General features: G+C 50.4%; 22 protein-coding genes. 9 read left to right on the top strand and 13 right to left on the bottom strand.

Translation table 11 applies throughout. From position 1 onward, the window contains the following. The first annotated feature begins 2 nt into the window (after positions 1 to 2). Positions 3 to 488, top strand: coding sequence for a PEP-CTERM sorting domain-containing protein (locus tag CEK71_RS21715; RefSeq protein WP_088621326.1), 486 nt, complete (start codon positions 3 to 5; stop codon positions 486 to 488). 230 nt (positions 489 to 718) lie between these two features. Here the strand turns inward: CEK71_RS21715 and CEK71_RS21710 are convergent, their stop codons facing one another. The 3 genes from CEK71_RS21710 to mobQ form a co-directional block, all read right to left on the bottom strand. After that, positions 719 to 2,293, bottom strand: a complete 1,575-nt coding sequence (locus CEK71_RS21710; protein ID WP_088621325.1) for an RCC1 domain-containing protein — start codon at positions 2,291 to 2,293, stop codon at positions 719 to 721. A gap of 354 nt (positions 2,294 to 2,647) precedes the next feature. Then, complete coding sequence (locus tag CEK71_RS22970) at positions 2,648 to 4,957, bottom strand: hypothetical protein (RefSeq protein WP_157679559.1); 2,310 nt, start codon at positions 4,955 to 4,957, stop codon at positions 2,648 to 2,650. A gap of 145 nt (positions 4,958 to 5,102) precedes the next feature. Next, positions 5,103 to 6,959, bottom strand: coding sequence for a MobQ family relaxase (mobQ, locus tag CEK71_RS21700; protein WP_198328380.1), 1,857 nt, complete (start codon positions 6,957 to 6,959; stop codon positions 5,103 to 5,105). Positions 6,960 to 7,249: 290 nt separating this feature from the next. Here mobQ and CEK71_RS21690 point away from each other — a divergent pair, with 290 nt between their 5' ends. Then, entirely contained in the window at positions 7,250 to 7,519 is a 270-nt protein-coding gene (locus CEK71_RS21690; RefSeq protein ID WP_068550206.1) for a hypothetical protein, read from the top strand. 23 nt (positions 7,520 to 7,542) lie between these two features. Here CEK71_RS21690 and CEK71_RS21685 read toward each other — a convergent pair whose 3' ends face one another. The 4 genes from CEK71_RS21685 to CEK71_RS21670 all read right to left on the bottom strand — a co-directional run bounded on the left by CEK71_RS21685 (position 7,543) and on the right by CEK71_RS21670 (position 10,146). Beyond that, a complete protein-coding gene (locus CEK71_RS21685) occupies positions 7,543 to 7,854 on the bottom strand; it encodes a RepB family protein (protein ID WP_005166290.1) in 312 nt (103 codons plus the stop codon). Between the two features lie 1,377 nt (positions 7,855 to 9,231). Beyond that, positions 9,232 to 9,501 carry a type II toxin-antitoxin system RelE/ParE family toxin gene (locus CEK71_RS21680; RefSeq protein ID WP_005166293.1) on the bottom strand — a complete coding sequence of 90 codons (270 nt, stop codon included), beginning with the start codon at positions 9,499 to 9,501 and terminating at the stop codon, positions 9,232 to 9,234. Continuing rightward, positions 9,491 to 9,784, bottom strand: a complete 294-nt coding sequence (locus tag CEK71_RS21675; RefSeq protein ID WP_005166297.1) for a CopG family ribbon-helix-helix protein — start codon at positions 9,782 to 9,784, stop codon at positions 9,491 to 9,493. Before CEK71_RS21675 ends, CEK71_RS21680 begins: the two co-directional genes overlap by 11 nt. A gap of 44 nt (positions 9,785 to 9,828) precedes the next feature. Further along, positions 9,829 to 10,146 carry a hypothetical protein gene (locus CEK71_RS21670; protein ID WP_157679557.1) on the bottom strand — a complete coding sequence of 106 codons (318 nt, stop codon included), beginning with the start codon at positions 10,144 to 10,146 and terminating at the stop codon, positions 9,829 to 9,831. A gap of 9 nt (positions 10,147 to 10,155) precedes the next feature. Between CEK71_RS21670 and CEK71_RS24025 the strand changes: the two genes are divergently transcribed. Together CEK71_RS24025 and tgt are read left to right on the top strand one after the other, a co-directional pair. Beyond that, positions 10,156 to 10,284, top strand: coding sequence for a hypothetical protein (locus CEK71_RS24025; protein WP_269766590.1), 129 nt, complete (start codon positions 10,156 to 10,158; stop codon positions 10,282 to 10,284). Between the two features lie 345 nt (positions 10,285 to 10,629). Continuing rightward, entirely contained in the window at positions 10,630 to 11,742 is a 1,113-nt protein-coding gene (tgt, locus tag CEK71_RS21665) for a tRNA guanosine(34) transglycosylase Tgt (protein WP_088621322.1), read from the top strand. A gap of 76 nt (positions 11,743 to 11,818) precedes the next feature. Here the strand turns inward: tgt and CEK71_RS21660 are convergent, their stop codons facing one another. Both CEK71_RS21660 and CEK71_RS21655 read right to left on the bottom strand, forming a co-directional pair. Then, positions 11,819 to 12,466 carry a hypothetical protein gene (locus tag CEK71_RS21660; RefSeq protein ID WP_088621321.1) on the bottom strand — a complete coding sequence of 216 codons (648 nt, stop codon included), beginning with the start codon at positions 12,464 to 12,466 and terminating at the stop codon, positions 11,819 to 11,821. 174 nt (positions 12,467 to 12,640) lie between these two features. Next, the gene (locus tag CEK71_RS21655) at positions 12,641 to 13,348 is read right to left on the bottom strand and encodes a ComF family protein (RefSeq protein WP_088621320.1); all 708 of its coding nucleotides are present in this window, start codon (positions 13,346 to 13,348) and stop codon (positions 12,641 to 12,643) included. Positions 13,349 to 13,409: 61 nt separating this feature from the next. On the opposite strand from CEK71_RS21655, the gene bioB reads away from it, so the two are divergent. Then, entirely contained in the window at positions 13,410 to 14,372 is a 963-nt protein-coding gene (gene bioB, locus CEK71_RS21650) for a biotin synthase BioB (protein WP_088621319.1), read from the top strand. Between the two features lie 171 nt (positions 14,373 to 14,543). On the opposite strand, the gene CEK71_RS24370 is transcribed toward bioB, so the two are convergent. Further along, complete coding sequence (locus CEK71_RS24370) at positions 14,544 to 14,741, bottom strand: ParE family toxin-like protein (RefSeq protein WP_088621318.1); 198 nt, start codon at positions 14,739 to 14,741, stop codon at positions 14,544 to 14,546. A 114-nt stretch (positions 14,742 to 14,855) separates the two neighbouring features. Between CEK71_RS24370 and CEK71_RS21640 the strand changes: the two genes are divergently transcribed. The 4 genes from CEK71_RS21640 to CEK71_RS21625 all read left to right on the top strand — a co-directional run bounded on the left by CEK71_RS21640 (position 14,856) and on the right by CEK71_RS21625 (position 19,690). Then, positions 14,856 to 15,275, top strand: a complete 420-nt coding sequence (locus tag CEK71_RS21640; protein ID WP_088621317.1) for a hypothetical protein — start codon at positions 14,856 to 14,858, stop codon at positions 15,273 to 15,275. A 563-nt stretch (positions 15,276 to 15,838) separates the two neighbouring features. Further along, a complete protein-coding gene (locus tag CEK71_RS21635; RefSeq protein WP_088621316.1) occupies positions 15,839 to 16,786 on the top strand; it encodes a replication initiation protein in 948 nt (315 codons plus the stop codon). Between the two features lie 194 nt (positions 16,787 to 16,980). After that, complete coding sequence (mobC, locus tag CEK71_RS21630; protein ID WP_088621315.1) at positions 16,981 to 17,469, top strand: plasmid mobilization relaxosome protein MobC; 489 nt, start codon at positions 16,981 to 16,983, stop codon at positions 17,467 to 17,469. Beyond that, entirely contained in the window at positions 17,459 to 19,690 is a 2,232-nt protein-coding gene (locus tag CEK71_RS21625) for a relaxase/mobilization nuclease domain-containing protein (protein WP_088621314.1), read from the top strand. Before mobC ends, CEK71_RS21625 begins: the two co-directional genes overlap by 11 nt. Here CEK71_RS21625 and CEK71_RS21620 read toward each other — a convergent pair. From CEK71_RS21620 to CEK71_RS21610, 3 genes are all read right to left on the bottom strand, one after another. Then, positions 19,663 to 21,333: an RCC1 domain-containing protein gene (locus CEK71_RS21620; RefSeq protein WP_157679555.1), complete on the bottom strand. Its 1,671-nt coding sequence runs from the start codon at positions 21,331 to 21,333 to the stop codon at positions 19,663 to 19,665. The two genes, CEK71_RS21625 and CEK71_RS21620, sit on opposite strands and share 28 nt — an antisense overlap. 189 nt (positions 21,334 to 21,522) lie before the next feature. Next, entirely contained in the window at positions 21,523 to 23,892 is a 2,370-nt protein-coding gene (locus tag CEK71_RS21615; protein ID WP_088621312.1) for a hypothetical protein, read from the bottom strand. 274 nt (positions 23,893 to 24,166) lie between these two features. Next, entirely contained in the window at positions 24,167 to 24,553 is a 387-nt protein-coding gene (locus tag CEK71_RS21610) for a M10 family metallopeptidase C-terminal domain-containing protein (RefSeq protein WP_088621311.1), read from the bottom strand. Between the last annotated feature and the right edge of the window lie 287 nt (positions 24,554 to 24,840).

Here is a 24,840-nt window from a genome sequence, read left to right as displayed (position 1 = left end):
TAATGATGAAGTGGTTAAAAATGGCGGTGTTGGCGGGTCTGTTGACAGCGGCTAACGCGCAAGCGGCACAGGTGGTTTATACCTTTAGCGGCACGGTGGATTCGGGGTTGTTGGCCAGTACGGGTTATAGCGGCGGTTTTAGTTATGATGACGGCAGTTTGACCGATAGCGGCGTGGAGTCGGTGGCGTTAAGCACCTTGTCGTTTCAGTTTATGGGCGGTAATTTTGGTTTGGGCGATGCGGATTTTAGCCCGACCGCCGATTTTCTGAACGGGATTTTTTTGGGCTTGAGCTATGTGGTTAGCGGCGTAGATCCGGGTTTTAGCTTTATTTCCGCCAGCGGCTCCGGTTTGCCGGGTGACGTGGCGTATTTGTCGTATAGCAGCAGTACGGGCGATAGCGGCTATGGTTCGTTGACTTATGTGCCGGAACCGGCGACGGCGGTGTTAGTGTTGCTGGGGGTGGGGATGTTGCGCCGCCGCCGCTAGGGTTGTAAGGATTTTGGGTAGAAAAAAACCGCCTGTTGGGCGGTTTTTTTTTTGCTCTATATACTCGATCATCAAGTTTTTCATAAAGTCACCTCTAAATAGTGGAAAAGATTAGCGAAGAGCTAAGGCTTGTCAAGGTAGACGGCTCCCTCCCCTGATGGGGAGGGTTGGGGTCACTGCCATTAAGTTAAGGGTTTTTGTGGCTATATGGACGATAATAAACGAATTTTTTAGATTATTAACATGGTTAAAAAAAGCGGGCAGTTGAGCGGAGCCGGGATCTGATCGATGCGGACAGCTTCGGTGTAACTGGCGGTGACGGTCAGGGTATGGCCGACATCGCCGGCCTGAAGCACATAGCTGCCGCCGGTGCCGAGGACGCTGGCCCCACTCATCCAAGTGTAAGTGATGGCCCCCAAACCGTCGGCGTCGGTCAGGGTGTTGTTGGCGGTGAGGGTTTGGCCTTGGGTGTCCGTGCCGGCGATGCTGACCGTGCCGGTGGGGGCATGGTTGATGTAGACATCGTTGGTGGCGATGTTGGCGGCGCTGACCACGCCGGAGGTGAGTTGGCCGGCGACCAAGCCGCTGTTGCCGCCTAAGCTGGCATTGCCCCAAGTGACTATCGAGCCGTCGGCGCGTAACGCGGCAAAAGCCCCTCCTGTGGTATAAATGCTCACCACATCGATTATGCCGTTGAGCTGTGCCGCCACCGCGCTGCTGTTGCCACCATCAGTGGAATCCCCCCAAGTGACCACCGAGCCGTCACCGCGCAAGGCAGCAAAGGCAAAGCCTGTAGAAAAAATTTGCGTCACATCCACAGTGCCGTTGAGGCCGATTGCCACTGTGCTGCTGTCGCCACCGCCAGAGCTACTCCCCCAAGTGACCACCGAGCCGTCACCGCGCAAGGCGGCAAAAGCATCTGTTGTGGAAACTATTTGCGTCACATCTATGGTGCCGTTGAGCTGGCTTGCCACCGTACTGCTGTCGCCGCCATTAGCAGTACTCCCCCAAGTGACCACCGAGCCGTCACTGCGCAGGGCCGCAAAAGCCGTATTTGTGGAAACTATTTGTGTCACGTCCACGGTGCCGTTGAGCTGTGCAGCCACCGTGCTGCTGTCGCCACCATATCGGCTATCTCCCCAAGTGACTACCGAACCATCCGTGCGTAAGGCAGCGAAACAATAATATGTGGAAAAAATTTGTGTCACATTTACCGCGCCCGTGCCGCTGCCGCCGAAAGCAGAAGCTCCCCAAGTGACCACCGAACCGTCACTGCGCAAGGCGGCAAAGGCTGAGGATGTAGAAAAGATTTCCGTCACATCGACTGTGCCGTTGAGCAGTGTCGCCACCGTACTGCTGTCGCCGCCACCAGATCCACTCCCCCAAGTGACTACCGAGCCGTCCGTATGTAGTGCGGCAAAGGCAGTGTTTGTGGAGAAGATTTGCGTCACGTCGATGGTGCCGTTGAGCTGTGCCGCCACCGCGCTGCTGTCGCCACCCTCAGCACCGCCTCCCCAAGTGATTACCGAACCGTCCGCACGCAATGCGGCAAAGGCATAATATGTGGATAATATTTGTGTCACATCCACCGTGCCGTCGAGCTGTGCCGCCACTGCACTGCTGTCACCACCAAAAGCACCAAATCCCCAAGTGACCACCGAGCCGTTCGTACGCAGCGCGGCAAAGGCAGTGTTTGTGGAGAAGATTTGCGTCACATCGATAGTGCCGTCGAGCTGTGCCGCCACCGCACTGCTGTCGCCTCCGCTGCCACCCCAAGTGACCACAGAGCCATCGGCTTTAATCACGGCAAATGCTCCTCCATTACGCCATTCCCCTAAGGAATGTCCAGGATATGATAAAGTGTTTTTTGTTGCTGTTACGGTCATGCTAGTACCCAAAATAATGATTAAAAAAGTGGTTAAAATAGACAACTATTAACAATACCTCCGCCCATTTGGATGTTGAGTCGGATTGAGCAAACTGACGCAGGCCGTTATAAAACCAATGGGTCAAGTTTATCCAACGCGCTTGTTTCAACTGGGTGTATGCGTTTGGCGAAGGTATTGCCTTAAACAATGCTGACGTTCTTTATGCCGGCCCCGCACTTAAAAAGCCACCCCGGCATATTGTTATTAAACGCGCAGCAAACCCCATGCCTATCAAATCACCACAAAATCGGCGTTGGTCAAGGTCAAGTTCACGCCCAAGATGGCGATTTGCACCGCCGCGCCCGCGCCGTTGCCGTCGGCATCATAAGACAGGGCGCCGGTGCCGGCGTTGTAGATGATAAAGTCGTTGGCGTCGGCCGCCGCCGCACCGATTTTAAACTCGGCGGCATTGAGCACGCCGGTGGCCGTCAGTTGGGTGAAAACGGCGTTTTCCAATTGGATGGTGTCGTCGGCGACCGTAAAGTCGGTGACGGTGTCGGTGTTGTCGGCGGAAGGTGCGGTGTTGAAGCGGAAAACGTCCGAGCCTGCGCCGCCGGTCAGGGTGTCGTTGCCCAAGCCGCCGAGCAGGGTGTCGTTGCCGTCACCCCCGGACAAGACATTGTCGGCGCTGTTGCCGGAGACGATGTTGGCGATGGCGTTGCCAGTGCCGTTGATGGCGGCGGTGCCGGTCAAGAACAGGTTATCGACATTGGCCGGCAAACTATAGCTGGCCGAGGCGTAGACCGAATCGGTGCCGCCGCCGCTGGCTTCGTTCACCACATCGGTGCTGTTGTCGACGACATACACGTCATTGCCCAGCCCCCCGCTCAGGGTGTCAATGCCGCCGCGGCCATCAAGACGGTCGTTGCCCGCCGTGCCGGTCAGGGTGTCGGCACCGGTGGTGCCGAGCACCACGATGCCGACCGTGCCGGTGGCGGCGCTGGCTTTGCTCTCGGCCTTGCCGTCCTGGTCGGTGTAACTGGCGGTGACGGTCAGGGTATGGCCGACATCGCCGGCCTGAAGCACATAGCTGCCGCCGGTGCCGAGGACGCTGGCCCCACTCATCCAAGTGTAAGTGATGGCCCCCAAACCGTCGGCGTCGGCCAGGGTGTTGTTGGCGGTGAGGGTTTGGCCTTGGGTGTCCGTGCCGGCGATGCTGACCGTGCCGGTGGGAGCATGGTTGATGTAGACATCGTTGGTGGCGATGTTAGCGGCACCGACCACGCCGGAAGTCAGTTGGCCGGCGACTGTGCTGCTGTCGCTGTTTCCCCAAGTGATGATGGAGCCGTCCGTGCGTAACGCGGCAAAAGCCCGGGTTGTGGTATAAATGGTCTCCACATCGACGAGTTGTGTCGCCACCGCACTGCTGTTGCCGCCATTAATGGTATCCCCCCAAGTGACCACTGAGCCATTGGTGCGCAAGGCGGCAAAAGAATAGCCTGTGGAAAAGATTTGTTTTACGCCATTGAGTTGCAGGGTCACTGCACTGCTGTTACCGCCATAAGAGCCATTCCCCCAAGTGACCACTGAGCCGTCCGCCCGCAATGCGGCAAAGGCACTGTTCGTGGACGCTATTTGCGTCACATCCACCGTGCCGTTGAGCTGTATGGCCACCGTGCTGCTATCGCCACCAAAAGTAGCATTACCCCAAGTGACCACCGAGCCGTCCACACGCAACGCGGCAAAGGCAGTTTGTGTGGAGGCTATTTGCGTCACATCCCCAGTGCCGTTGAGGTCGCTTGCCACCGCGCTGCTGTCACCGCCATCAGTAATATTACCCCAAGTGACTACCGAACCATCGGTGCGTAAGGCGGCAAAGGCATCGTTTGTGGAAGCTATTTGCGTCACATCCACCGAGCCGTCGAGTTGTGTGGCCACCGTGCTGCTGTTGCCGCCAGCGGAGGCATATCCCCAAGTGACCACCGAACCGTCTGTGCGCAACGCGGCAAAAGCACCATAAGTGGAAAAAATTTGCGTCACATCCACACTGCCGTTAAGTTGCGTTGCCACTGCTGTGCTGCTGCCACCGTAGCCGCTGACTCCCCAAGTGACCACCGAGCCATCCGTGCGCAACGCGGCAAAGGCAGTTTCTGTGGAGAAGATTTGCGTCACGTCGACTGTGCCGTCGAGCTGTGCCGCCACCGCGCTGCTATCTCCTCCGCTGCCACCCCAAGTGACCACCGAACCATCCGTGCGCAACGCGGCAAAGGCAGTTTTTGTGGAGAAGATTTGCGTCACGTCGATGGTGCCGTTGAGCTGTGCCGCCACCGCGCTACTATCTCCTCCGCTGCCACCCCAAGTGACCACCGAACCGTCACTGCGCAAGGCGGCAAATGCGTAGAAGGAGGAGAGGATCTCTTTTACGTCCACGGTGCCGTTAAGCTGGTTTGCCACCGCACTGCTGTCACCGCCATCAGTAGTATTTCCCCAAGTGACCACCGAACCATCGGCCTTAATCACGGCAAATGCACCGTCATTACGAAACTCGCCTAAGGAATGTCCAGAATATGATAAAGTGTTTTTTGTTACCGTTACGGTCATGCTACTACCCCAAAATAATGATTAAAAAAATATCCGTTTGGCGAAGGTATTGCCTTAAACAATGCTGACGTTCTTTATGCCGGCCCCGCACTTAAAAAGCCACCCCGGCATATTGTTATTAAACGCGCAGCAAACCCCATGCCTATCAAATCACCACAAAATCGGCGTTGGTCAATGCCAAGTTCACGCCCAAGATGGCGATTTGCACCGCCGCGCCCGCGCCGTTGCCGTCGGCATCATAAGACAGGGCGCCGGTGCCGGCGTTGTAGATGATAAAGTCGTTGGCGTCGGCCGCCGCCGCACCGATTTTAAACTCGGCGGCATTGAGCACGCCGGTGGCCGTCAGTTGGGTGAAAACGGCGTTTTCCAATTGGATGGTGTCGTCGGCGACCGTAAAGTCGAGTACGGTGTCGGTGTTGCCGGCGGAAGGTGCGGTGTTGAAGCGGAAAACGTCCGAGCCTGCGCCGCCGGTCAGGGTGTCGTTGCCCAAGCCGCCGTTATCCAGGATACGGCTCAATTGCCCGATTTTTTTCAAGTCACGCTCATAGGCTATTCTGTCGCTGATCTGCTCGTATTTTTGCTTTGAACACCTTATGTACTCTTGCATATCGTTACTTGCCCATGCCTGCGCCTGAAGACGTGTAAACATGGAAATGTCTGAAGCAACATGGTCGCTGATATGGTCATACTCAGCATCTTTGACATAGCCGTATTTTGATAAATATCTTTCATAGTCCTGCCGTCTCTTTTTGTCATCTTCCTGTTTTTGTTTAGTTTCTCTTTCTATCTGCTGTTGTTTTCGTTGCTGTTCCTGTTGCTCCTCTTTTATCTCTCTGTGATAAATGGAAAGGCTAGATTGATCATTATCCCAACGTGTGAGCATGTCCTCAAAGCCGTAATAATCAGCACTAAACCAACCTGTTTTCACTTTCACTGGTGGCGGCAGTGGCTCTCCGATCTCCCTTAGCAGTGCTGTAGCTGCTCGTCCCTCTTTGATCACTTTATCAAGCTGCAAGCGGTCGATATTGTCTTGCAAAGCCTTGTAAAATCTATGCTCTGCTCGCTTCTCATCCGTTTTTACTTCAATCAAATACACATCTATAAGCGTTTGGCGGTGTTGTTGGTGGTCGTATAGTGCCTGTTGTGCGGTGGCATAGACTGCGGGGGCTTGGTCTACGGCATCCTCCAGCTGCTGCTGTTGCTGCTGTTCAAGTGTCAATTGCTCTACTCTGTTGCTCGTCTCAATGATAGACATATCAAGCCTTTCAGCTTTTTTATTGCGCTTTTTGATTTCATCATTACGCTTGACGATCTCCAGTTCCTCCCCCCTGCGCTTGGCGTGGGTGGCTTCAAGTCCCTCCTTGAATGTCGGCTCGATGTCTAGTCCACGATCCTTATGACTGCGGTGATCAACTCTCACCTCAAGCCCTGCTCGCTCTAGGTGGACGTTCGTCAGATCCGCCACTTTTTCCCTGATTTTTTTCAGCGTTGAGTTCTGATCTAGCTCCCTGACTTTCTTCCCTAGCCCTTGCGGTGTAAGGCTTCTTGTTGTCATTAGTATGTGGGCGTGATGGTTTCTTTCATCACTTCCCCCATGCACATGAGGGGCATGGATCGCTACGTCCACCGCCACTCCATAGGCTTTAACTAAGGACTGGCACAACTCGGTAACAAGTGCCTGACGCTGTGTCTTATCCAGTTCATGCGGCAATGCTATCTCTACTTCCTTTGCTAATCTTGCCTCCTGTTTGATGTCACCGTTCTTTTTTAGTTCGGATTGCTCTACCCGATTCCATAGGGTTTGACGATCTAACATGTCAGGACTTGCCCCAGTTGGGGCAAAAATTTGGGTGTATTCAATGCCTGTTTTTTTGGTGTAGTCCTGCTCTTTTCCGTACGTATCACAGTACAATTTTTCGCCTGCTCGGTATGCTGCACATGCCACGATTGAGCGACCATCTGACCTCGAAATGTTCTGCATTTCACAATGGTAAATTGCCATTTTCATCACCTGTTTATTAACAGCCGCCCCAAGTTTTGGGCGGTTGGGGTGTCGGGGTTTCCCTGACCGTACTTGCAAAATTTGGCGTAGCAAAAATTTTGCGTAAGTGCGCCCTTCGGGAACTCTGCGAGGCTAAAAGCAAAAGCAAGAGCAATAAGGCTTTGACTTTGTTTTTTGATTTTGCTCGCTGCGCTCGGATCTTGATGTAAGTCGAGTTTTTGAAGTAGAACACTTTTCACATTGATGATGGTTCATACTTCGGAAAATAGGTTGAGACACAGGCATTAAAAATGGTCAAAAAAACAGCTATGGAATTGGGTCAAATGCTCGATGAAGAAAAGGAAAAATTGGAACGTCAGGAAAAGGCAAGAAAGGATCTAGCTGACGCTGTGGTGAAAGGTCGAGAGCAAAAACAGGCAAGGTCAGACGATGCAAAACGCAAGATCCTGATCGGGGCTTACTTACTGAAGAAACATGATAATGACATCAAGAAACTATTGGAACAAAACCCCGATTTTATTGGGTACATTAGAGAAAATGATAAGCACTTATTTTCATAGGCATTAGTAGTTATAAAAAACCCTCATAAATCGAGGGTTTCTTTTTTATCTGCATTACTTTTTGAATCAATGTACTTTTTTAGCTTGCTATTTTTCACTGCATACAGCCGCTTATACTCTTTCTCAATCAATGCGGTCAAAATGGCTTTTTGGCTCTCCCCTGCTGCGCCCACCATGTCCGCAAGCATATCCGACACACCCTTATCTATAAACACCTCCAAACGTTGACTATCAAGGCTTTTGCGTTTTTCACGATATGCTTTTTGTCGTTCGGCATTGGTTTTTGGCGGCTCTTTTAGCATGTCCTGTGTTTTCTGATCGTTCGGGTCTTTCATGTCTTTAACTCCCATATAGTATATCATAGTTACAGGATAACATTGTTTTTAGTTACAGGATAACTTTTTATAAAATTTATTTGTAAAAATTTATGCTATCCTGCAACTATTTTTAAATTACAGGATAACTATTTAACGTTACCCTGTAACTATAGTTATCCTGTAACGCTAAATTAATTACCCTGTAACATATATTTTGTTATCCTGTAACAACTAAATATTGAAATAATACTACCAAAGCTACCCTGTAACGAAAATAACTAGGTTAAAAAATGATCGGATTTTAACATTTTGCGTTGTTCCAAAAGTTATCAACAGCCTAGAACGTCATAGGAAGCGATTACAGACACTTTATAGCTATCAGCATGGGAACATAAGGGCAGGATGAAATATGGGTCTTAAAACGCAAATGGTGAGGTTTTAGAGGTATTTTTTGAAGATGATTAAGGCGGTTTGTTTTTAAAATTTTTGGCGGCTCTCAGGCTGCTTACATTTTAACCAGTTCAGTGAAAAGTTCTTTTTCAGCAAATTTCTGTTTAGCACCATAGCTAAAACTTGCGTGGAACATATTAAGAATTGACCGAAATGACACAATCTCAATTATATTTTTTTTGAAAAGTTTTCTTTATCAAATATTTTAAATCATTGATTTATATATAAGTATACATTCATTTTAATAATTAATCTTTATTTAACAATGATTTATCTATATTCAATTGTTTAATTATTCTTACTAATATTATCTCTATATCAATATTTTTTATTTAAAAACATATGTTTAGTAGTGCTTTTGATTAAAGTACCAGAGGGAGGGAGCAGAGCTGAATGGGAAATACTCACCCTAGAGCGATTCTTAAAAATCACCCTAAAGTATTCCCATTCGATGTACCGTCGGTCGGTCGCTTTCGCATCAGGGATGACATCACTGTATCAAGCTGCCACTGTTATGATTACGATTGATAGCACCGCCTGAACACGCTCATAACCGCCAATTAAATGACTACTCATTGCGTCCGCTACTCTGTTCAGTTCCCCTAGTAATAGCGTTTTTCCGATGTGTGCTAGCGTCACTGTACCTCATCACCCACACATGGACAGATTGAGTTACAGACATTGGCTAAATTTTTGGGGTCTATGCTTGACAAAGCGAGTTAAAACCTTAGAATTTAAGACAGGTACATTAAGCCCCTGTGGTGAAATCATTAGCGGTCGTCAAACCTTAATGCTTTCGATTGCCGATATGTCAGTATCGAAAATCTGTACCCCATAAATTACGGTAAAGCCCCAAGCAATTGCAAGGGGCTTTTATCTTTTTTAACAAAAAAATTTATAAATCAGGATTTTATAACACTAAATAATCCAAAGTACATGAGTAAGTCATGACCACTCCTGCGATGTGTGTAGCACTCTGAGTATCCGTATTATATCAGTGATGTCATATACAACCACATAATGCGGATGTATCACTAACTCCCTAGTATCTTTCTGTCTGCCTGTGCGCCCCATCAGTCGATTATCAACAAGTAAATCTGTCTTTTCTTCAATTAAATCATCAATTTCAATAGCTGCTATAGGGTTGCGTTCTTCAAGATAATCATAGATATTTCTACGATCTTGGCGAGCTGTTTCAGTCCACTCAATCTTCATTCTTCGCTGCCAGTTTCGCCAATGTTGCAGCACGTCTAGCGGCAAACTCTGCCTTTACGTCCTCATGTGGAATCAACTTGCCTGCATTGGCTTCATTTAAGCCGATCTGTACCTGCTGCTTGAACCATTTGTCATAGTCTGCGGCTTCCTGTTGCTTCTTAACAAAGTCACGCATGAAGTCACGGATTAGCTGCGCCCCCGACCGATCAACAGTCTTAGCAAGGCTTGAAAATTCTTGCTTTAGGTCATGGTCTACCCGAAAGGTAAAAGTCGCTTCTGTCATGTTTTTCACTCCAATGTGTTACATTTGAATGCTATTGTAACACATTAAAAAGTTAGGTCATTGTCTTTTTTCGGCTTAGGCTGTTCTTGGTCATAACGTGGTTTAAATGATGGCTGTCGCTCATTCTCAAGTAAAATTTTCCGTTTATTAACAGCCTGTTGCATCTGCTCATAGTAAGGCATCAACTGCGGTAAAATATCAGCAAGTGCCTGTCTGTCTTTATCCAGGATACGGCTCAATTGCCCGATTTTTTTCAAGTCACGCTCATAGGCTATTCTGTCGCTGATCTGCTCGTATTTTTGCTTTGAACACCTTATGTACTCTTGCATATCGTTACTTGCCCATGCGGCATTTTCCAACACGGTTGGTCTTTGATTGTCGCCGCCTTGCTGAACCACCAACTCCTGCCCGTCAAACCGGGGCGGCCTGAGGCATGGCCCGGTTTGACGGAAATCAACGGCGTGACTTTGGCTATTTACGCAGAAGGGGGTGGAGGGTAAGAAAACCTACACTTGTAAGAGGTACTCCCTCCCCTGCGAAGGGGAGGGCTGGGGTGGGGTTGAATTCACGAATGTTAAAAGATATATGCACATCTACTTACTTATGGCTCTATGGTGAGGTTTAAGGTCGCCATACGGATAACGGCTTCCCGTATATTCTCAGAAAAAGCCCTCAAAACCTACCTATAGCGCCAACATCTTTACCCGCCCTTAACTTGTGTACCCAAGCACATCCGATTAAACTATCCGCCACGCCTAGCAGACGCTCGCGCCCATCATTTCATTAAGCCCCCACTTTTTTACCACAGGGACGTAAAGCCCCACCAACCCGAAACACACGACTGTATGGAATTTAATTTACTCAACACCGACGGCTACGCGCGGCGTGGACGGCTGACTTTTGCGCGGGGCGTGGTGGAAACGCCGATATTTATGCCCGTCGGCACTTATGGCACGGTCAAATCCTTAACCCCGGAAGAACTGACCGGCATCGGGGCACAAATCATCCTCGGCAACACCTTCCACCTGATGCTGCGCCCGACCACCGCCGTGATTCAAGCGCATGGCGATTTGCATGATTTTATGCGCTGGCAAAAACCTATCCTGACCGATTCCGGCGGCTTTCAGGTGTTCAGCTTAGGGGCGTTGCGCAAAATCAGCGAGCAGGGCGTGACTTTCCAATCGCCGATTAACGGCAGCAAGATTTTTATGGGGCCGGAAGAGTCGATGCAAGTGCAGCGCGAGTTAGGCTCAGACATCGTCATGATTTTTGACGAATGCACCCCCTACCCGGCCACCGTAGACGAAGCCGCCGCCTCCATGCGCCTGTCCTTACGCTGGGCGGCACGGAGCAAAGCCGCACATGGCGATAACCCCTCTGCCCTCTTCGGCATTGTCCAAGGCGGCATGTATCCGCAACTGCGCCAAGAATCCATTAACGGCTTGGTCGATATAGGTTTTGACGGCTATGCGATTGGCGGCTTGTCGGTGGGCGAACCCAAAGACGAGATGATGGCGACCTTAGATGCGATCCACACCCAAATGCCCAGCGATAAGCCGCGCTATCTGATGGGAGTGGGTACGCCGGAAGATTTGGTGGAAGCGGTGCAGCGCGGCATTGATATGTTCGACTGCGTGATGCCGACCCGTAACGCCCGCAACGGCCACTTGTTCACCCGCTTTGGCGTGATAAAAATCCGCAACAGCCAATATGAATTTGATAACCGCCCTTTAGATGAAGAATGCCCCTGTTACACCTGCCAGAACTATTCCCGTGCTTACTTGCGGCACTTGGACAAATGCCAAGAAATGCTCGGCCCTAGGCTGAATACCATCCACAACCTGTATTACTATCTCAGCCTGATGCAGGGCTTGCGCGATGCCATCGAACGCCAAGAACTGACAGCGTTTGTAAAAGAATTTTACCGCCTGCGCGAACCGGCCAACCGTCCGGCGTAACACCCTGGGAGCGCGGCCATCTTGGCCGCAACAGCGGGCAGGATGCCCGCGCTCCCATTACCGTCGGCCTAACTCACTAATCATCATCATAATCATCGCCCTCAGACAAGCCGACCAGCGTGTCAAAGCCACCCTCGCCGCAACTCTCCGTCAGCGTCCTGATAATTCTTTGTATAGCGGCAGGCGACTCATAAGGGCCGTTCATATAAAACGGTTTGCCGTCTTTGCCGTAGACATACTGCACCGGACAGGCCTCATCGGCATCTGGGGCAGCCAACAGGTCTTTGGCATTGTTGTAGTCCGCATGGGGCGCAAAACCCAAACCCTTAGCATAGTCCACCAAGCCATCCAGCAGTTTTTTGGCGCAGCCAGGGGTCAATGCTTCAAAGCTCCGGCCATTGACTTCCGACATTCTCGCCCTAATACCCTGCACATAATCCCCTTCCGGCAGCACCCTAAACATGGCATCTTTTACCCCCAAGCAAAAGACATCTATAACAAAAGCGCTCATGGCAATATAGCCGTTAGGCAGTCGGCGCGTCACCACCAACTCGCCGATACCATCAATAAATAAATTCGTTGGGATCAGACATTCATAAATGGGAAACCCGGCATAAGGCTTGGCTTTGCTGGTTGACATCACTGGCGATTTTTTTACCGCCGCCGCGCGTTTTTGTTTTTTCTTGGCAAGTTTTTTTTGCCGTTGCTGTTCTGATATGGCCATGGTTAAACTCTTATTCTGATGAGGTTTCTAAGTTTGTCAGGGTGTTTAAGGAGGCTTTATACCTCATTAATCGGCTTTTCTGCCGCTTAATCTTAAGGATTATACCGCTAATTTATTGGCCTATCCCCTTACTTTCCGCCTGCCCAACTGAAGTGCAAAATTTTTAGCGATAGCTTAAGCCCTGGCGCAAACCCACACATCCACCCGTTCCACCCCGGCTTTTTTCAACACTTTCGCCACTTCATGCACGGTGCTGCCGGTGGTCATCACATCGTCAATAATCGCCACATGACGGACGTTTAACGGTTTGGCGACGACAAACGCGTGGCGCAGGTTTTGGCGGCGCTGTTTGGCGTTCAGGCGGCTTTGTTGCGGGGTGTCGTGGCAGCGTTGGCACGCGTCGACCCTTAAGGGTATGTTGAGGCTGTGGGCGACAGTGCGGGCGATTTCCAGCGACTGGTTAAAACCGCGCTGGCGGTAACGGTGCTTATGCAGCGGCACGGGGATCAGCAACTGGGGCGTTTCGGCGTTTTGCCGTACCGTCTCGGCCAGCAAATGCCCCAGCAAGCGGGCATTTTTATAATGCGCCGCAAACTTTAAGCCCGTCACCAAATAGCGCAACGCATCGTCATAAACAAACGCGGCGTGGGTTTCGTCAAACGCCGGGCGGCGGCTGATGCAGCGTCCGCAGCGCAGGGGCACGGCACTAGGGCTGGGCAGGGGTTCGGCGCATTGGTAGCAATGCTGGGTAGGGCGCAACAATTGCCCGTAACACGCTTGGCACAAATCACGGGGCCGCTCGCCCGCATTGCCGCATAACAGACAGGTAGGCGGCAGCCAGTAATCCTGTATAATATTAAGCCAGTTGTCTACCCAATCCATAATAACAAGTTGATAAGTGTGGTTTTACGCTTAACAATAACTATAGCCGGAGTCGCCCCCAATGTCTTTATTACGCCATGATTGGCAGCTTGCCGAAGTTCAAGCCCTGTTTGCCCTGCCCTTTAACGACTTGATTTTTCAAGCCCAAACTACCCACCGGGCAAACTTTGACCCGAATGAAGTGCAAATCAGCAGTTTATTGAGCATCAAAACCGGCTCCTGCTCGGAAGACTGCGGCTATTGCCCACAAAGTGCGCGTTATGATGCAGGCCTGACCCCCGAAGCCCTGATGCCGATAGCCAAAGTGCTGGAATCGGCGCAACAGGCCAAAGATCAAGGCGCGTCACGGTTTTGCATGGGCGCGGCGTGGCGGCAACCGAAAGACCGCGATATAGAGCGGGTGGTCGAAATGGTGCAAGGCGTTAAAGCCCTAGGCATGGAAACCTGTGTCACCTTAGGGATGCTGACCGATAGCCAAACCGCGCGGCTGAAAGAAGGCGGCTTGGATTATTACAACCACAATTTGGACACCTCGGAAGATTATTATTCCGAAGTCATCACCACCCGCACTTATAAAGACCGTCTGGACACCCTGGCGCGGGTGCGGGATGCGGGGATTAACGTCTGTTGCGGCGGTATCGTCGGCATGGGCGAAAGCAGCACCGACCGCGCCAAACTGCTGATCGAACTGGCGAATATGCCCAAACACCCCGAAAGCGTGCCGATTAACATGTTGGTGCAGGTCGAAGGCACCCCGTTAATGGGTACCGAACCGCTAGACCCTTTGGTGTTTATCCGCACCATCGCCGTCGCACGGATCATGATGCCAACCTCACGGGTACGCCTGTCGGCAGGCCGTAAAGAAATGAGCGACGAAATGCAGGCGCTGTGCTTTTTGGCGGGCGCGAACTCGATTTTCTATGGCGACAAACTGTTGACCACCGATAACCCGATGACCAACCATGATATGGCGTTGTTTGATCGGTTAGGCTTGCATTCGGGTGGTTCCAGTTACGCGAATTAAGTAGGAGCCGCGTAGGTCGGGCAAGCGGTTTTGCCCGACAGATTGCCGCGCGGCTGGCCATACCTTGTATTTGCATCATCGCCCTTAAGCGTGTTGGCTGCTAGGTACGGTTGCCCAGATTCTGGCGGAACGGGCAAATGTCGGGCAAAACCGCCTGCCCGACCTACGCGGCTAAAGCTGTTTAAGCAATTTATCATAAACTTGATGTGAGCCAATCCAAAACCATAGGATTTCATGGTTTTGGATAATACCCACCGCCCGATAATCCTTATTGACCCTAACCGAATAAATGGGCTTAGTGGCGTGGACACATTTAAATTGTAAACTCGGATGATAGGGGTCGCGCTTGAATTGCTGATACTCGATCATCCAGTTTTTAATATTCGGATAAATAGCTCAGCTACCGGATATTGAAAAGTTTAACAAATTAATTTAAAACAACAAGTTGCAATGGAATCCGCCCCCCTCCCCTGATGGGGAGGGATGGATTACGTCAGCTATCACAAAAAAATATGCGAAAAACAACAGCAAGCCTATGAAAACAACAATCCGATTCAAGTCATTGAAAATATAAAAGAAAAGTTAGAAAGTATTCAGGAATACATGAGCCAAGCGCGTCATCGAAACCTAACCCATGAGGATTATGACAAACTTGAAAACATGGTCAAAAATGATCAACGGATGCTGAAATATATGCACTGTGAGAAAATTCTAGAACCACGAAACGACCATCTAGCAAGGCATAGAGATAAATATGAGGCATGTCTGACGAGTATTAAAACGATAAAAATGGATATTCAAGAAATTAAAAATCCAAGTCCTGAAGCTCAGATTTCTAGGCAACGGAGTTATGAACCAGAGCCAGAGTCGAAACCGAAAAATGATTTTGGTTTGGGTTTTTAGTAAATCTAAACAATAACTTACCGAGCGAGTGTCTACGAGCGATTGAGCAAAATCAAATTTTCGCCCCGCCTTTTCCCTGATTACAGGCTTCCAGTCGCTTTGGAACTGTCAGAACCGAGCAAAGCGACCATAGGTATTTAAACCTAGATCGAGCGAAGCGAGCATAAAGCTTTATGAGCGAAGCGAATTCATAGTCGCTTTTGCTGTTCTGAATTCACATCCGGCTTTAACCGAAAAAACACCCCCTCAGACTGAGCGAAGCGAAGTCAAAATGTCACGAGCGAAGCGAGTGCCATAGGGGTGTTTTTGACCCCCCTACCCGCTTTTTATACTTTTAAAAAGCTTTTAAATATTTTTCGGCAGCCTGTAAGCATTGGTACATATAGCTTTCAGACTTTAAAAAACTACAAACGCCAAGTATTAAACTACAAACGCCAAGTTAAACGCCCTTAAAAAACTACAAACGCCAAGTTTAAAAACTACAAACGCCAAGTATTAAACTACTTGATTATGTTTGTAGCTTAATATATAAAAATATACATACTTAAACAATGTAGATTATTATGACAATAGACATAAAAAAACATTACCCCAAAGACTGGGTTGTTCTACAAAACAAAGTTGTTGAGTGTTTTAGGGGAATGTCATTAGATGAGAAACGGCTATTTATCATGGCAACCCCACTGGCTAGAACCACAAAAATATCGAGTAATGAACCCATTTTCATTTCCTCCAGTGAGTTTTCAGCAGAGTGTGGCGTTGATCTATCAACCGCTTATACAGCCCTAGAAACAGCATCCGAAAGATTGTTTACCCGCTTTTTTGGCTATACCGCTGAGAATGGTGATCGAATAAAAATGCGTTGGCTCAATAAGGTAATCTATAAGGCAGGGCAAGGCGGTACAGCGTTATATTTTAGCGATGAAGTTCTGCTGCTATTGCGTGAATTTGATGCCCTTAACCCATATACCAAGTATAAAAAAGAAGTGGTACTACGGCTCAAAAAGGACTATTCACTGGACTTTTACCACCTAGCCAAAAAACACCAAAGCATGGGCGGTTTCCAGATCAGCCTAGATGAACTTTTTGAACAGCTTGGACTGCCTGAATCATATAGAAGAATCGGCAACTTAAAAGATCGTGTCATCAAGCCATCACTGCAAGAAATCACCACCAATACAGATATAGACCTAAGCTATGAGAACGTGAAGCTTGGTCGTTCTGTGGTTGGCTTTAAGTTCACTGTCAAAGAGAAGAAAAAACCGAAAGTTATCGAAACAGGACGAGATCAACAAACCATAGATATGTTTTGTAAGCTCACTGATGCACAAGTTAATAAATACAGTGCGATTTTAAGCCGTGTAAGTGATATATCAGACCTTTCAACATTTCCAACCTATGATGACTTTAAACTCTGGATTGCTAATATTTTGCGTGATCCAGAATCAGTCAGACCTGAAACAGCCAAACGGATTTTTACAGCCCTTAGAACCCATACCGATTTTAAATAGTTAAACGAGTTATTGCATTTTTTGATCATTTAACCTCAGTCACCAAATTAAAATTGTATAATGGGAATATGCTGCTAATGAAATAAGCAAGCCTACCTGTGACCACAAATTTCTCCGAAATTTATGTCACAGGGACTTGTTAGGGGTTTCACCCCTAAGACCCCAAAAGCAAAAGCCTGTTAGAGAGGTGGGATATGGCAAAAGATAAGATCAAAAAATTTAGACTCACCGATCTACAGCTTGAGCAACTGGAGCAACACCTCAAAAAAGAAAACACCAACTTCACCGATTTCATCCAGTCTTTAATTCAACGTGAAGTCATGCAAGATGCTGTTACCGTGCAACAGCCCCAAGACATGCAACGCCCCAGAATTAAAATTAAAACGGTGTTTGAAGTGGTTAAGCGTTACCAAAAAACCGACCCTGATTTATTGCTTGGGCTTTCCAGAATCGGCAACAACCTCAACCAAATTGCCAGAGCCTTAAACGTCATCAAAAATGCAGATCAACAGCAACAGCGTAAACTTGATATTTTTAGCCTAATGCTTGTCCTTAAAGGCATACAGAATGAACTAGAACAACTTTTCCCTGTCCTACCGAAAATCAGTCGGCAAAGCCCTGAACGGCTAAAAAAACAATTGTCCTCAACCCAATTAGCCGAGGAGGACGAAAGTGCATATTAAATTTTTGAATCATGGCAAAGGCAATGCTGCCAAAGCATCGGCATACTTACTCGACAAGTTTGATCATCTTGGCAATATCCGTGCAGGCATTGAGGTTTTGCAAGGTGATGCGACCACATTTAACGCCATTTGTGATGCAAGCCCCCATCTGTGGAAATACACCAGTGGCGTGATTGCATGGTCAAAGGATGATGCCCCTACAGACGAGCAGATCAGGGAGGTTTTAACCGACTTTGAACAACATGCTTTCTCAGGGTTAGACCCATCTCAATATCATCTGTTTGCCGTTCAACATACGGATGATGATGGCTCAAAGCATATTCATGTTTTAGTACCACGCCTTGATTTACAGAGTGGAAAATCACTCAATATTGCGCCCCCAGGGCATGAGAAACATTTCGACTCATTACGGGATTACTTCAACACAAAATATCAGTGGTCGCGCCCTGACGATTTGCTGCTAATGCACACGACACAAGAGCCGAACCACGTTGCCAAGCTGAACAAACATGCAAAAAACATCCTTTCGAGCCAAGAGCTAGAAACCTTGCCTAAAAAGCAGTTTTGCAAGGCAATTGATAACTATGTTCAAACACTCTTAAAGACCCAAACAGCAGAGAACAGAGCCGACATAGTGGCTTGTATCACGCAACTGGATGGAATTGACTCGATAAAACCGAGCAAAGAATTTTTGACAGTCACACTTAACAACGGCAACAAACATCGACTGAAAGGCGATTTCTATCATGAAAAATTCGAAATTGGATCTTATTCAGAGCATCTCAGAGCAGCAGCAGCAAGCCGACCAACTCCAAGCGAGCTTGCAGCAGCTCTCCAAGACGCTGATCAACTTCGAGCAACTTATCGAGCAAAGCGAGCAGCCTACAATCAACAGCATCTCTCTTTTGCAAAAAGTACAACAAACGACAATAGCCCTAGAATCGCGTATAAGCTCGATTTTGACCGAGATAGGGAATCTATCACCCCAAGCCATAAAAACGCTGTCAGCGAGCTATACGGAGCAAATAGAGGCACTTCTGGCAAACTTAGCGAATATAGATACTGCGGAAATTTTGAAAGTGACATCGAGCATAGATTCGTTTTCAACCTCAATTCAGGCTCTACAAACCCATATCAACAGCCAGTTGCAGAGCATCTCCATCGACAAACAGAGTTTGAGCAAGAGCATCCAAGCCCAAGTACAGCAAGCCATAGCAAGGCAAAGCGAACAGACCGAGAGCCACCTACAAACGCTGATTACAGAAAAACTGAGCAGCCAGAAAGCGAGTTACATAGTTCTGGGAGCATGGATATTCACAGTGTTGATGCTCTTAATGACTTCCTATCTGGGCTATCAATCCAGTTCAAATCTAAAAACCATCGCAGCGCAGCGCGAAATGATACAGCAGAATTCACAGGCAATAACAAACCAAATCAATTACTTGAACAGTTTAAAACAGAGGTAAGTCATGCTGACCGAGATCGACCAATTTTTAACGGAACAAAACGCCTTATTGAGTCAACAAAACAGCTTGTTAGCCGAGCAAAACGAAGCCTTGAGTCAACAGGTCAGTTCATTAAAGAGCATTTTGACCGCATACAGCGAAGTCGAGCAGAGCTTAAAAATCCAACTCAAACAACAACAAGCATTGATTTCAGCACAGCAAACCGAGCTATCCAAGATCGAACAGGGCAACTTTTCCGAGCAGTTACAACAAGCGTTTCAGGAAAACTTGAGAACCCAATTGACCACGCAATTAACCAGAGCATTAAATCAACTGGATTTGAACAGCATTGTCAGGGATTTAGTAAAAACCGAATTGAAACCAATGCAGATGACCATTGGTACACAACAGGCAGACATCGAGAAAGCACTCTTGAAGATATTGCAACTCAAAGCACCCGAATCCTTGTACAAGGACTTAGAGCAGCAGAGCGAGCAGATCAACACACTTGGGAAAGCTGTAGAAAAATTGATCGTATCAATAAACAGCTTGAACGACTAGAAACCGTAGTCGATGAAATTCGGCTCAAACCAAAGCCAGCTACGGATTTCAGCAGATTACGGAGCGATGGATATTATCCTGATTACGTCAGCTATCACAAAAAAATATGCGAAAAACAACAGCAAGCCTATGAAAACAACAATCCGATTCAAGTCATTGAAAATATAAAAGAAAAGTTAGAAAGTATTCAGGAATACATGAGCCAAGCGGTGTAACTGGCGGTGACGGTCAGGGTATGGCCGACATCGCCGGCCTGAAGCACATAGCTGCCGCCGGTGCCGAGGACGCTGGCCCCACTCATCCAAGTGTAAGTGATGGCCCCCAAACCGTCGGCATCGGCGAGGGTGTTGTTGGCGGTGAGGGTTTGGCCTTGGGTGTCCGTGCCGGCGATGCTGACCGTGCCGGTGGGGGCATGGTTGATGTAGACATCGTTGGTGGCGATGTTGGCGGCGCTGACCACGCCGGAAGTGAGTTGGCTGGCGACTGCGCTGCTGCTGATGTTTCCCGGTGCGCTGCTGTCGCTGGTTCCCCAAGTGACTATCGAGCCGTCCGTGCGCAGGGCGGCAAAAGACCCACCGGTGGTATAAACGCTTACCACATCGATTATGCCGTTGAGCTGTGCCAGCACCGTGCTGTTGGGGCTGCCACCATCACTGCCAGCCCCCCAAACGACCACCGAGCCGTCGGCACGTAAGGCGGCAAAGGCAGAGCCTGTAGAAAAGATTTGCGTCACATCCACGGTGCCGTCGAGCTGTGCCAGCACCGCGCTGCTGGGACTACCCCCCAAAGTAGGCTGCCCCCAAGTGACTACCGAGCCATCGGCGCGTAAGGCGGCAAAGGCATAATCTGTGGAGAAGATTTGTGTCACGTCCACCGTGCCGTTGAGCTGGCCTGCCACTGCGCTGCTGTCGCCACCATCAGCACCCATCCCCCAAGTGACTACCGAGCCATCGGTGTGCAAGGCGGCAAAGGCATCGTGTGTGGAGAAGATTTGTGTCACGTCCACCGTGCCGTTGAGCTGTGCCGCCACCGCGCTGCTGTCGCCGCCAAAAGTACCATATCCCCAAGTGACCACCGAACCATCGGTGCGCAAGGCGGCAAAGGCATAATCTGTGGAAAAGATTTGCGTCACGTTGTTCACCGTACCGCCATTGCCACCAAAATTACTATTCCCCCAAGCGACCACCGAACCATCGGTGTGCAACGCGGCAAAAGCCCCCAGTGTGGAAGCTATTTTCGTTACATCCACGCTGCCGTTAAGTTGTACTGTCACTGCGCTGCTGTTGCCGCCAGCAGAGCTATCCCCCCAAGTGACCACTGAGCCGTCCGTACGTAGCGCGGCAAAGGCAGTGTTTGTGGAGAAGATTTGCGTCACGTCCACGGCGCCGTTAAGCTGGCTTGCCACCTCGCTGCTGTCACCGCCATTATTAGTGCCATTCGTGGTTACCGTAGCCCCCCAAGTGACCACCGAGCCGTCCGCCCGTAGCGCGGCAAAGGCAGTGTTTGTGGAGAAGACTTGCTTCACATCCACGGTGCCGTCGAGCTGCGTCGCCACCGCGCTGCTGTCACCGCCATTATTAGCACCATTAATGCCAGTTCCCCAAGTGACCACCGAGCCGTCCGTACGCAACGCGGCAAAGGCAAAGGCTGTGGAGAAGATTTGCGTCACAGCCGCAGTGCCGTTGAGAGTGCCGTTAAGTTGGCCTGCCACTGCGCTGCTGTCACCGCCAAAATTACTATTTCCCCAAGTGACCACCGAACCATCGGCTTTAATTACGGCAAATGAAGAATTGTTACGCGACTCCCCCAAAGAGTGTCCAGGAAATGATAAGGTGTTTTTTGTTGTCGTTATAGTCATGCTATGCCTCAAAAAAATAAGAATTAAAAAGGGTTAAAGCGGAATGATATTAAACAATACCCAAAGGTTTTATGCTGCTACGCGATTTTTCGCCGTAACGGCGGGGCTTGGGTAAGCTGGATTTTATCGTCAGTTTACTGAGGGTGGAGTGTCGATCAGGAGGGTTTGCCCGACACACTTAGTGGCCGGTCAAATCACCACAAAATCGGCGTTGGTCAAGGCCAGGCCCACGCCCAAGATGGCGATCTGCACCGCCGCGCCCGCGCCGTTGCCGTCGGCATCATAAGACAGGGCGCCGGTGCCGGCGTTGTAAATGATAAAGTCGTTAGCATCGGCCGCGCCCGTGCCGATACGGAAGTCGGCGGCGTTGAGCACGCCGGTGGCCGTCAGTTGGGTGAAGACGGCGTTTTCCAATTGGATGGTGTCGTCGGCGACCGTAAAGTCGAGTACGGTGTCGATGTTGCCGGCGGAAGGTGCGGTGTTGAAGCGGAAAACGTCCGAGCCTGCGCCGCCGGTCAGGGTGTCGTTGCCCAAGCCGCCGAGCAGGGTGTCGTTGCCGTCACCCCCGGACAAGACATTGTCGGCGCTGTTGCCGGAGACGATGTTGGCGAGGGTGTTGCCAGTGCCGTTGATGGCGGCGGTGCCGGTCAAAAACAGGTTCTCGACGTTCGCCGGCAAACTATAGCTGGCCGAGGCGTAGACCGAATCAGTGCCGCCGCCGCTGGCTTCGTTCACCACATCGGCGCTGTTGTCGACGACATACACATCATTGCCCAGCCCTCCGCTCAGGGTGTCAATACCGCCGCGGCTATCAAGACGGTCATTGCCCGCCGTGCCGGTCAGGGTGTCGGCGCCGGCGGTGCCGAGCACCACGATGCCGACCATGCCGGTGGCGGCGCTGGCTTTGCTCTCGGCCTTGCCGTATTGGTCGGTGTAGCTGGCGGTGACGGTCAGGGTATGGCCGACATCGCCGGCCTGAAGCACATAGCTGCTGCCGATGCCGATGACGCTGGCGCCAATCATCCAATTGTAAGTGATGGCCCCCAAGCCGTCGGCATCGGCGAGGGTGTTGCTGGCGGTGAGGGTTTGGCCTTGGGTATCCGTGCCGGCGATGCTGACCGTGCCGGTGGGGGCATGGTTGATGTAGACATCGTTACCGCCGATGTTGGCGGCACCGACCACGCCGGAGGTCAGTTGGCTGGCGACTGTGCTGCTGTTGCCGCCAAGACTGGCATTGCCCCAGGTGACTATCGAGCCGTCGGCGCGTAACGCGGCAAAGGCCCCGTCTGTGGTATAAATGCTCACCACATCGACTGTGCCGTCGAGCTGTGCAGCCACTGCGCTGCTTTTGCCGCCATTAGTGCTATCCCCCCAAGTGACCACCGAGCCGTCCGTACGCAGTGCGGCAAAGGCAGTTTGTGTGGAGGCTATTTGTGTCACGTCCAGGGTGCCGCCGATTGCCACTGTGCTGCTGTCGCCACCGCCAGAGCTACTCCCCCAAGTGACCACCGAGCCATCACTGCGCAAGGCGGCAAAGGCGCTTACTGTGGAAAAGATTTGTGTCACATCCACGCTGCCGTTGAGGCTGGTTGCTACCGTACTGCTGTCGCCGCCAGCAGAGTTATTACCCCAAGTGACCACCGAACCGTCCGTACGCAACGCGGCGAAGGCAGTGTTTGTGGAAACTATTTGCGTCACGGTGTGGTTGGGAGTGCCGTCAATCTGGCTTGCCACCGCGCTGCTGTCGCCGCCATTAGGGCTATATCCCCAAGTGACCACCGAGCCATCCGTGCGCAAGGCGGCAAAGGCAAATTCTGTGGAAGCTATTTGTGTCACGTCCACGGTGCCGTCGAGGCCTGCCACCGCGCTGCTGTTGCCACCATTAGTTTTATCCCCCCAAGTGACCACCGAACCGTCTGTGCGCAACGCTGCAAAAGCACCATAAGTGGAAAAAATTTGCGCCACATCCACGGTGCCGTTAAGTTGTGCCGCCACTGCGGTGCTGGTGGTGCCGCCAGCAGAGCGATCCCCCCAAGTAACCACCGAGCCGTCCGTGCGTAGCGCGGCAAAGGCTTCGTATGTGGAAGCTATTTGTGTCACAGCCGCAGTGCCGTTGAGAGTGCCGTTAATCTGGCCTGCCACCGCGCTGCTGTCGCCGCCCTCTATACTATTCCCCCAAGTGACCACCGAGCCGTCCGTGCGCAAGGCGGCAAAGGCAAATTCTGTGGAGAAGATTTGCGTCACGGTGTGGTTGGGAGTGCCGTCAATCTTGCCTGCCACCGCGCTGCTGTCGCCACCGTAGCCGATATCCCCCCAAGTGACCACCGAACCGTCCGCCCGCAACGCAGCAAAGGCCTTATCTGTGGAGAAGATTTGCCTCACGTCCAGGGTGCCGTTAAGCTGATCCGCCACCGCACTGCTGTCACCGCCGAAAGTAGTAGCTCCCCAAGTGACCACTGAACCATCGGCCTTAATCACAGCAAAAGCGTATTTGTTACGAAACTCCCCTAAGGAATGCCCAGAATATGATAAAGTGTTTTTTGTTGCTGTTACGGTCATGCTAGTACCCAAAATAATGATTAAAAAAAGTGGTTAAAATAGACAATTATTAATAATACCTCCGCCCATTTGGATGTTGAGTCGGATTGAGCAAACTGACGCAGGCCGTTACAAAACCAATGGTTCAAGTTTATCTAAAGCGCTTGTTTTAACTGGGTTTATGCGTTTGGCGAAGGTATTGCCTTAAACAATGCTGACGTTTTTTATGCCGGCCCCGCACTTAAAAAGCCGCCCCGGCATATTGTTGTTAAACGTGCAGCAACCCCCATCCCTATCAAATCACCACAAAATCGGCGTTGGTCAAGGCCAAGTTCACGCCCAAGATGGCGATCTGCACCGCCGCGCCCGCGCCGTTGCCGTCGGCATCATAAGACAGGGCGCCGGTGCCGGCGTTGTAGATGATAAAGTCGTTGGCGTCGACCGCCGCCGCACCGATTTTAAACTCGGCGGCATTGAGCACGCCGGTGGCCGTCAGTTGGGTGAAGACGGCGTTTTCCAGTTGGATGGTGTCGTCGGCGACCGTAAAGTCGAGTACGGTGTCGGTGTTGCCGGCGGAAGGTGCGGTGTTGAAGCGGAAAACGTCCGAGCCTGCGCCGCCGGTCAGGGTGTCGTTGCCCAAGCCGCCGTCGATCCATTGGTATAGTTCTGGATGGCGGGGCATGGCGGCACCTTCGGTAAACGGATGTTGATGACACTCATCAATTTACTCTCAACGCTTTGCCCCGTCACTTTTTAAAAACCTACACTTGTAAGAGGGAGTACCTTCCCCGTCGAACAGACGAAAATGAGGGGAAAAAGCCCCTCCCCCTGGCAAGGGGGAGGTTGGGAGGGGGTTACAGAGACACCAATGTTAAATGTTAAAAGACATATGCACACCCACTTATAAGCCGAAAAATAATTGCCAGCGACGCAGTTGCGCCGCTTTTTTAACGGCTTGCGGCATAAAGC

Source organism: Methylovulum psychrotolerans, from assembly GCF_002209385.1.
In the GTDB taxonomy this organism is placed as follows: Bacteria; Pseudomonadota; Gammaproteobacteria; order Methylococcales; family Methylomonadaceae; genus Methylovulum; species Methylovulum psychrotolerans.
This window is presented reverse-complemented; position numbering and strand designations above follow the sequence as displayed.

Excerpts from the sequence above, each read along its gene's own strand:
- CEK71_RS21680 (WP_005166293.1), bottom strand. The coding sequence starts at position 9,501 with ATGAAGATTGAGTGGACTGAAACAGCTCGCCAAGATCGTAGAAATATC.
- CEK71_RS21715 (WP_088621326.1), top strand. The coding sequence starts at position 3 with ATGATGAAGTGGTTAAAAATGGCGGTGTTGGCGGGTCTGTTGACAGCG.
- mobC (WP_088621315.1), top strand. The coding sequence starts at position 16,981 with ATGGCAAAAGATAAGATCAAAAAATTTAGACTCACCGATCTACAGCTT.
- CEK71_RS21675 (WP_005166297.1), bottom strand. The coding sequence starts at position 9,784 with ATGACAGAAGCGACTTTTACCTTTCGGGTAGACCATGACCTAAAGCAA.
- CEK71_RS24370 (WP_088621318.1), bottom strand. The coding sequence starts at position 14,741 with ATGATCGAGTATCAGCAATTCAAGCGCGACCCCTATCATCCGAGTTTA.
- bioB (WP_088621319.1), top strand. The coding sequence starts at position 13,410 with ATGTCTTTATTACGCCATGATTGGCAGCTTGCCGAAGTTCAAGCCCTG.
- CEK71_RS21660 (WP_088621321.1), bottom strand. The coding sequence starts at position 12,466 with ATGGCCATATCAGAACAGCAACGGCAAAAAAAACTTGCCAAGAAAAAA.
- tgt (WP_088621322.1), top strand. The coding sequence starts at position 10,630 with ATGGAATTTAATTTACTCAACACCGACGGCTACGCGCGGCGTGGACGG.
- CEK71_RS21615 (WP_088621312.1), bottom strand. The coding sequence starts at position 23,892 with ATGACCGTAACAGCAACAAAAAACACTTTATCATATTCTGGGCATTCC.
- CEK71_RS21610 (WP_088621311.1), bottom strand. The coding sequence starts at position 24,553 with ATGCCCCGCCATCCAGAACTATACCAATGGATCGACGGCGGCTTGGGC.
- CEK71_RS21685 (WP_005166290.1), bottom strand. The coding sequence starts at position 7,854 with ATGAAAGACCCGAACGATCAGAAAACACAGGACATGCTAAAAGAGCCG.
- CEK71_RS21640 (WP_088621317.1), top strand. The coding sequence starts at position 14,856 with ATGGATTACGTCAGCTATCACAAAAAAATATGCGAAAAACAACAGCAA.
- CEK71_RS22970 (WP_157679559.1), bottom strand. The coding sequence starts at position 4,957 with ATGACCGTAACGGTAACAAAAAACACTTTATCATATTCTGGACATTCC.
- CEK71_RS21635 (WP_088621316.1), top strand. The coding sequence starts at position 15,839 with ATGACAATAGACATAAAAAAACATTACCCCAAAGACTGGGTTGTTCTA.
- CEK71_RS21620 (WP_157679555.1), bottom strand. The coding sequence starts at position 21,333 with ATGACTATAACGACAACAAAAAACACCTTATCATTTCCTGGACACTCT.
- CEK71_RS21655 (WP_088621320.1), bottom strand. The coding sequence starts at position 13,348 with ATGGATTGGGTAGACAACTGGCTTAATATTATACAGGATTACTGGCTG.
- CEK71_RS21690 (WP_068550206.1), top strand. The coding sequence starts at position 7,250 with ATGGTCAAAAAAACAGCTATGGAATTGGGTCAAATGCTCGATGAAGAA.
- mobQ (WP_198328380.1), bottom strand. The coding sequence starts at position 6,959 with ATGGCAATTTACCATTGTGAAATGCAGAACATTTCGAGGTCAGATGGT.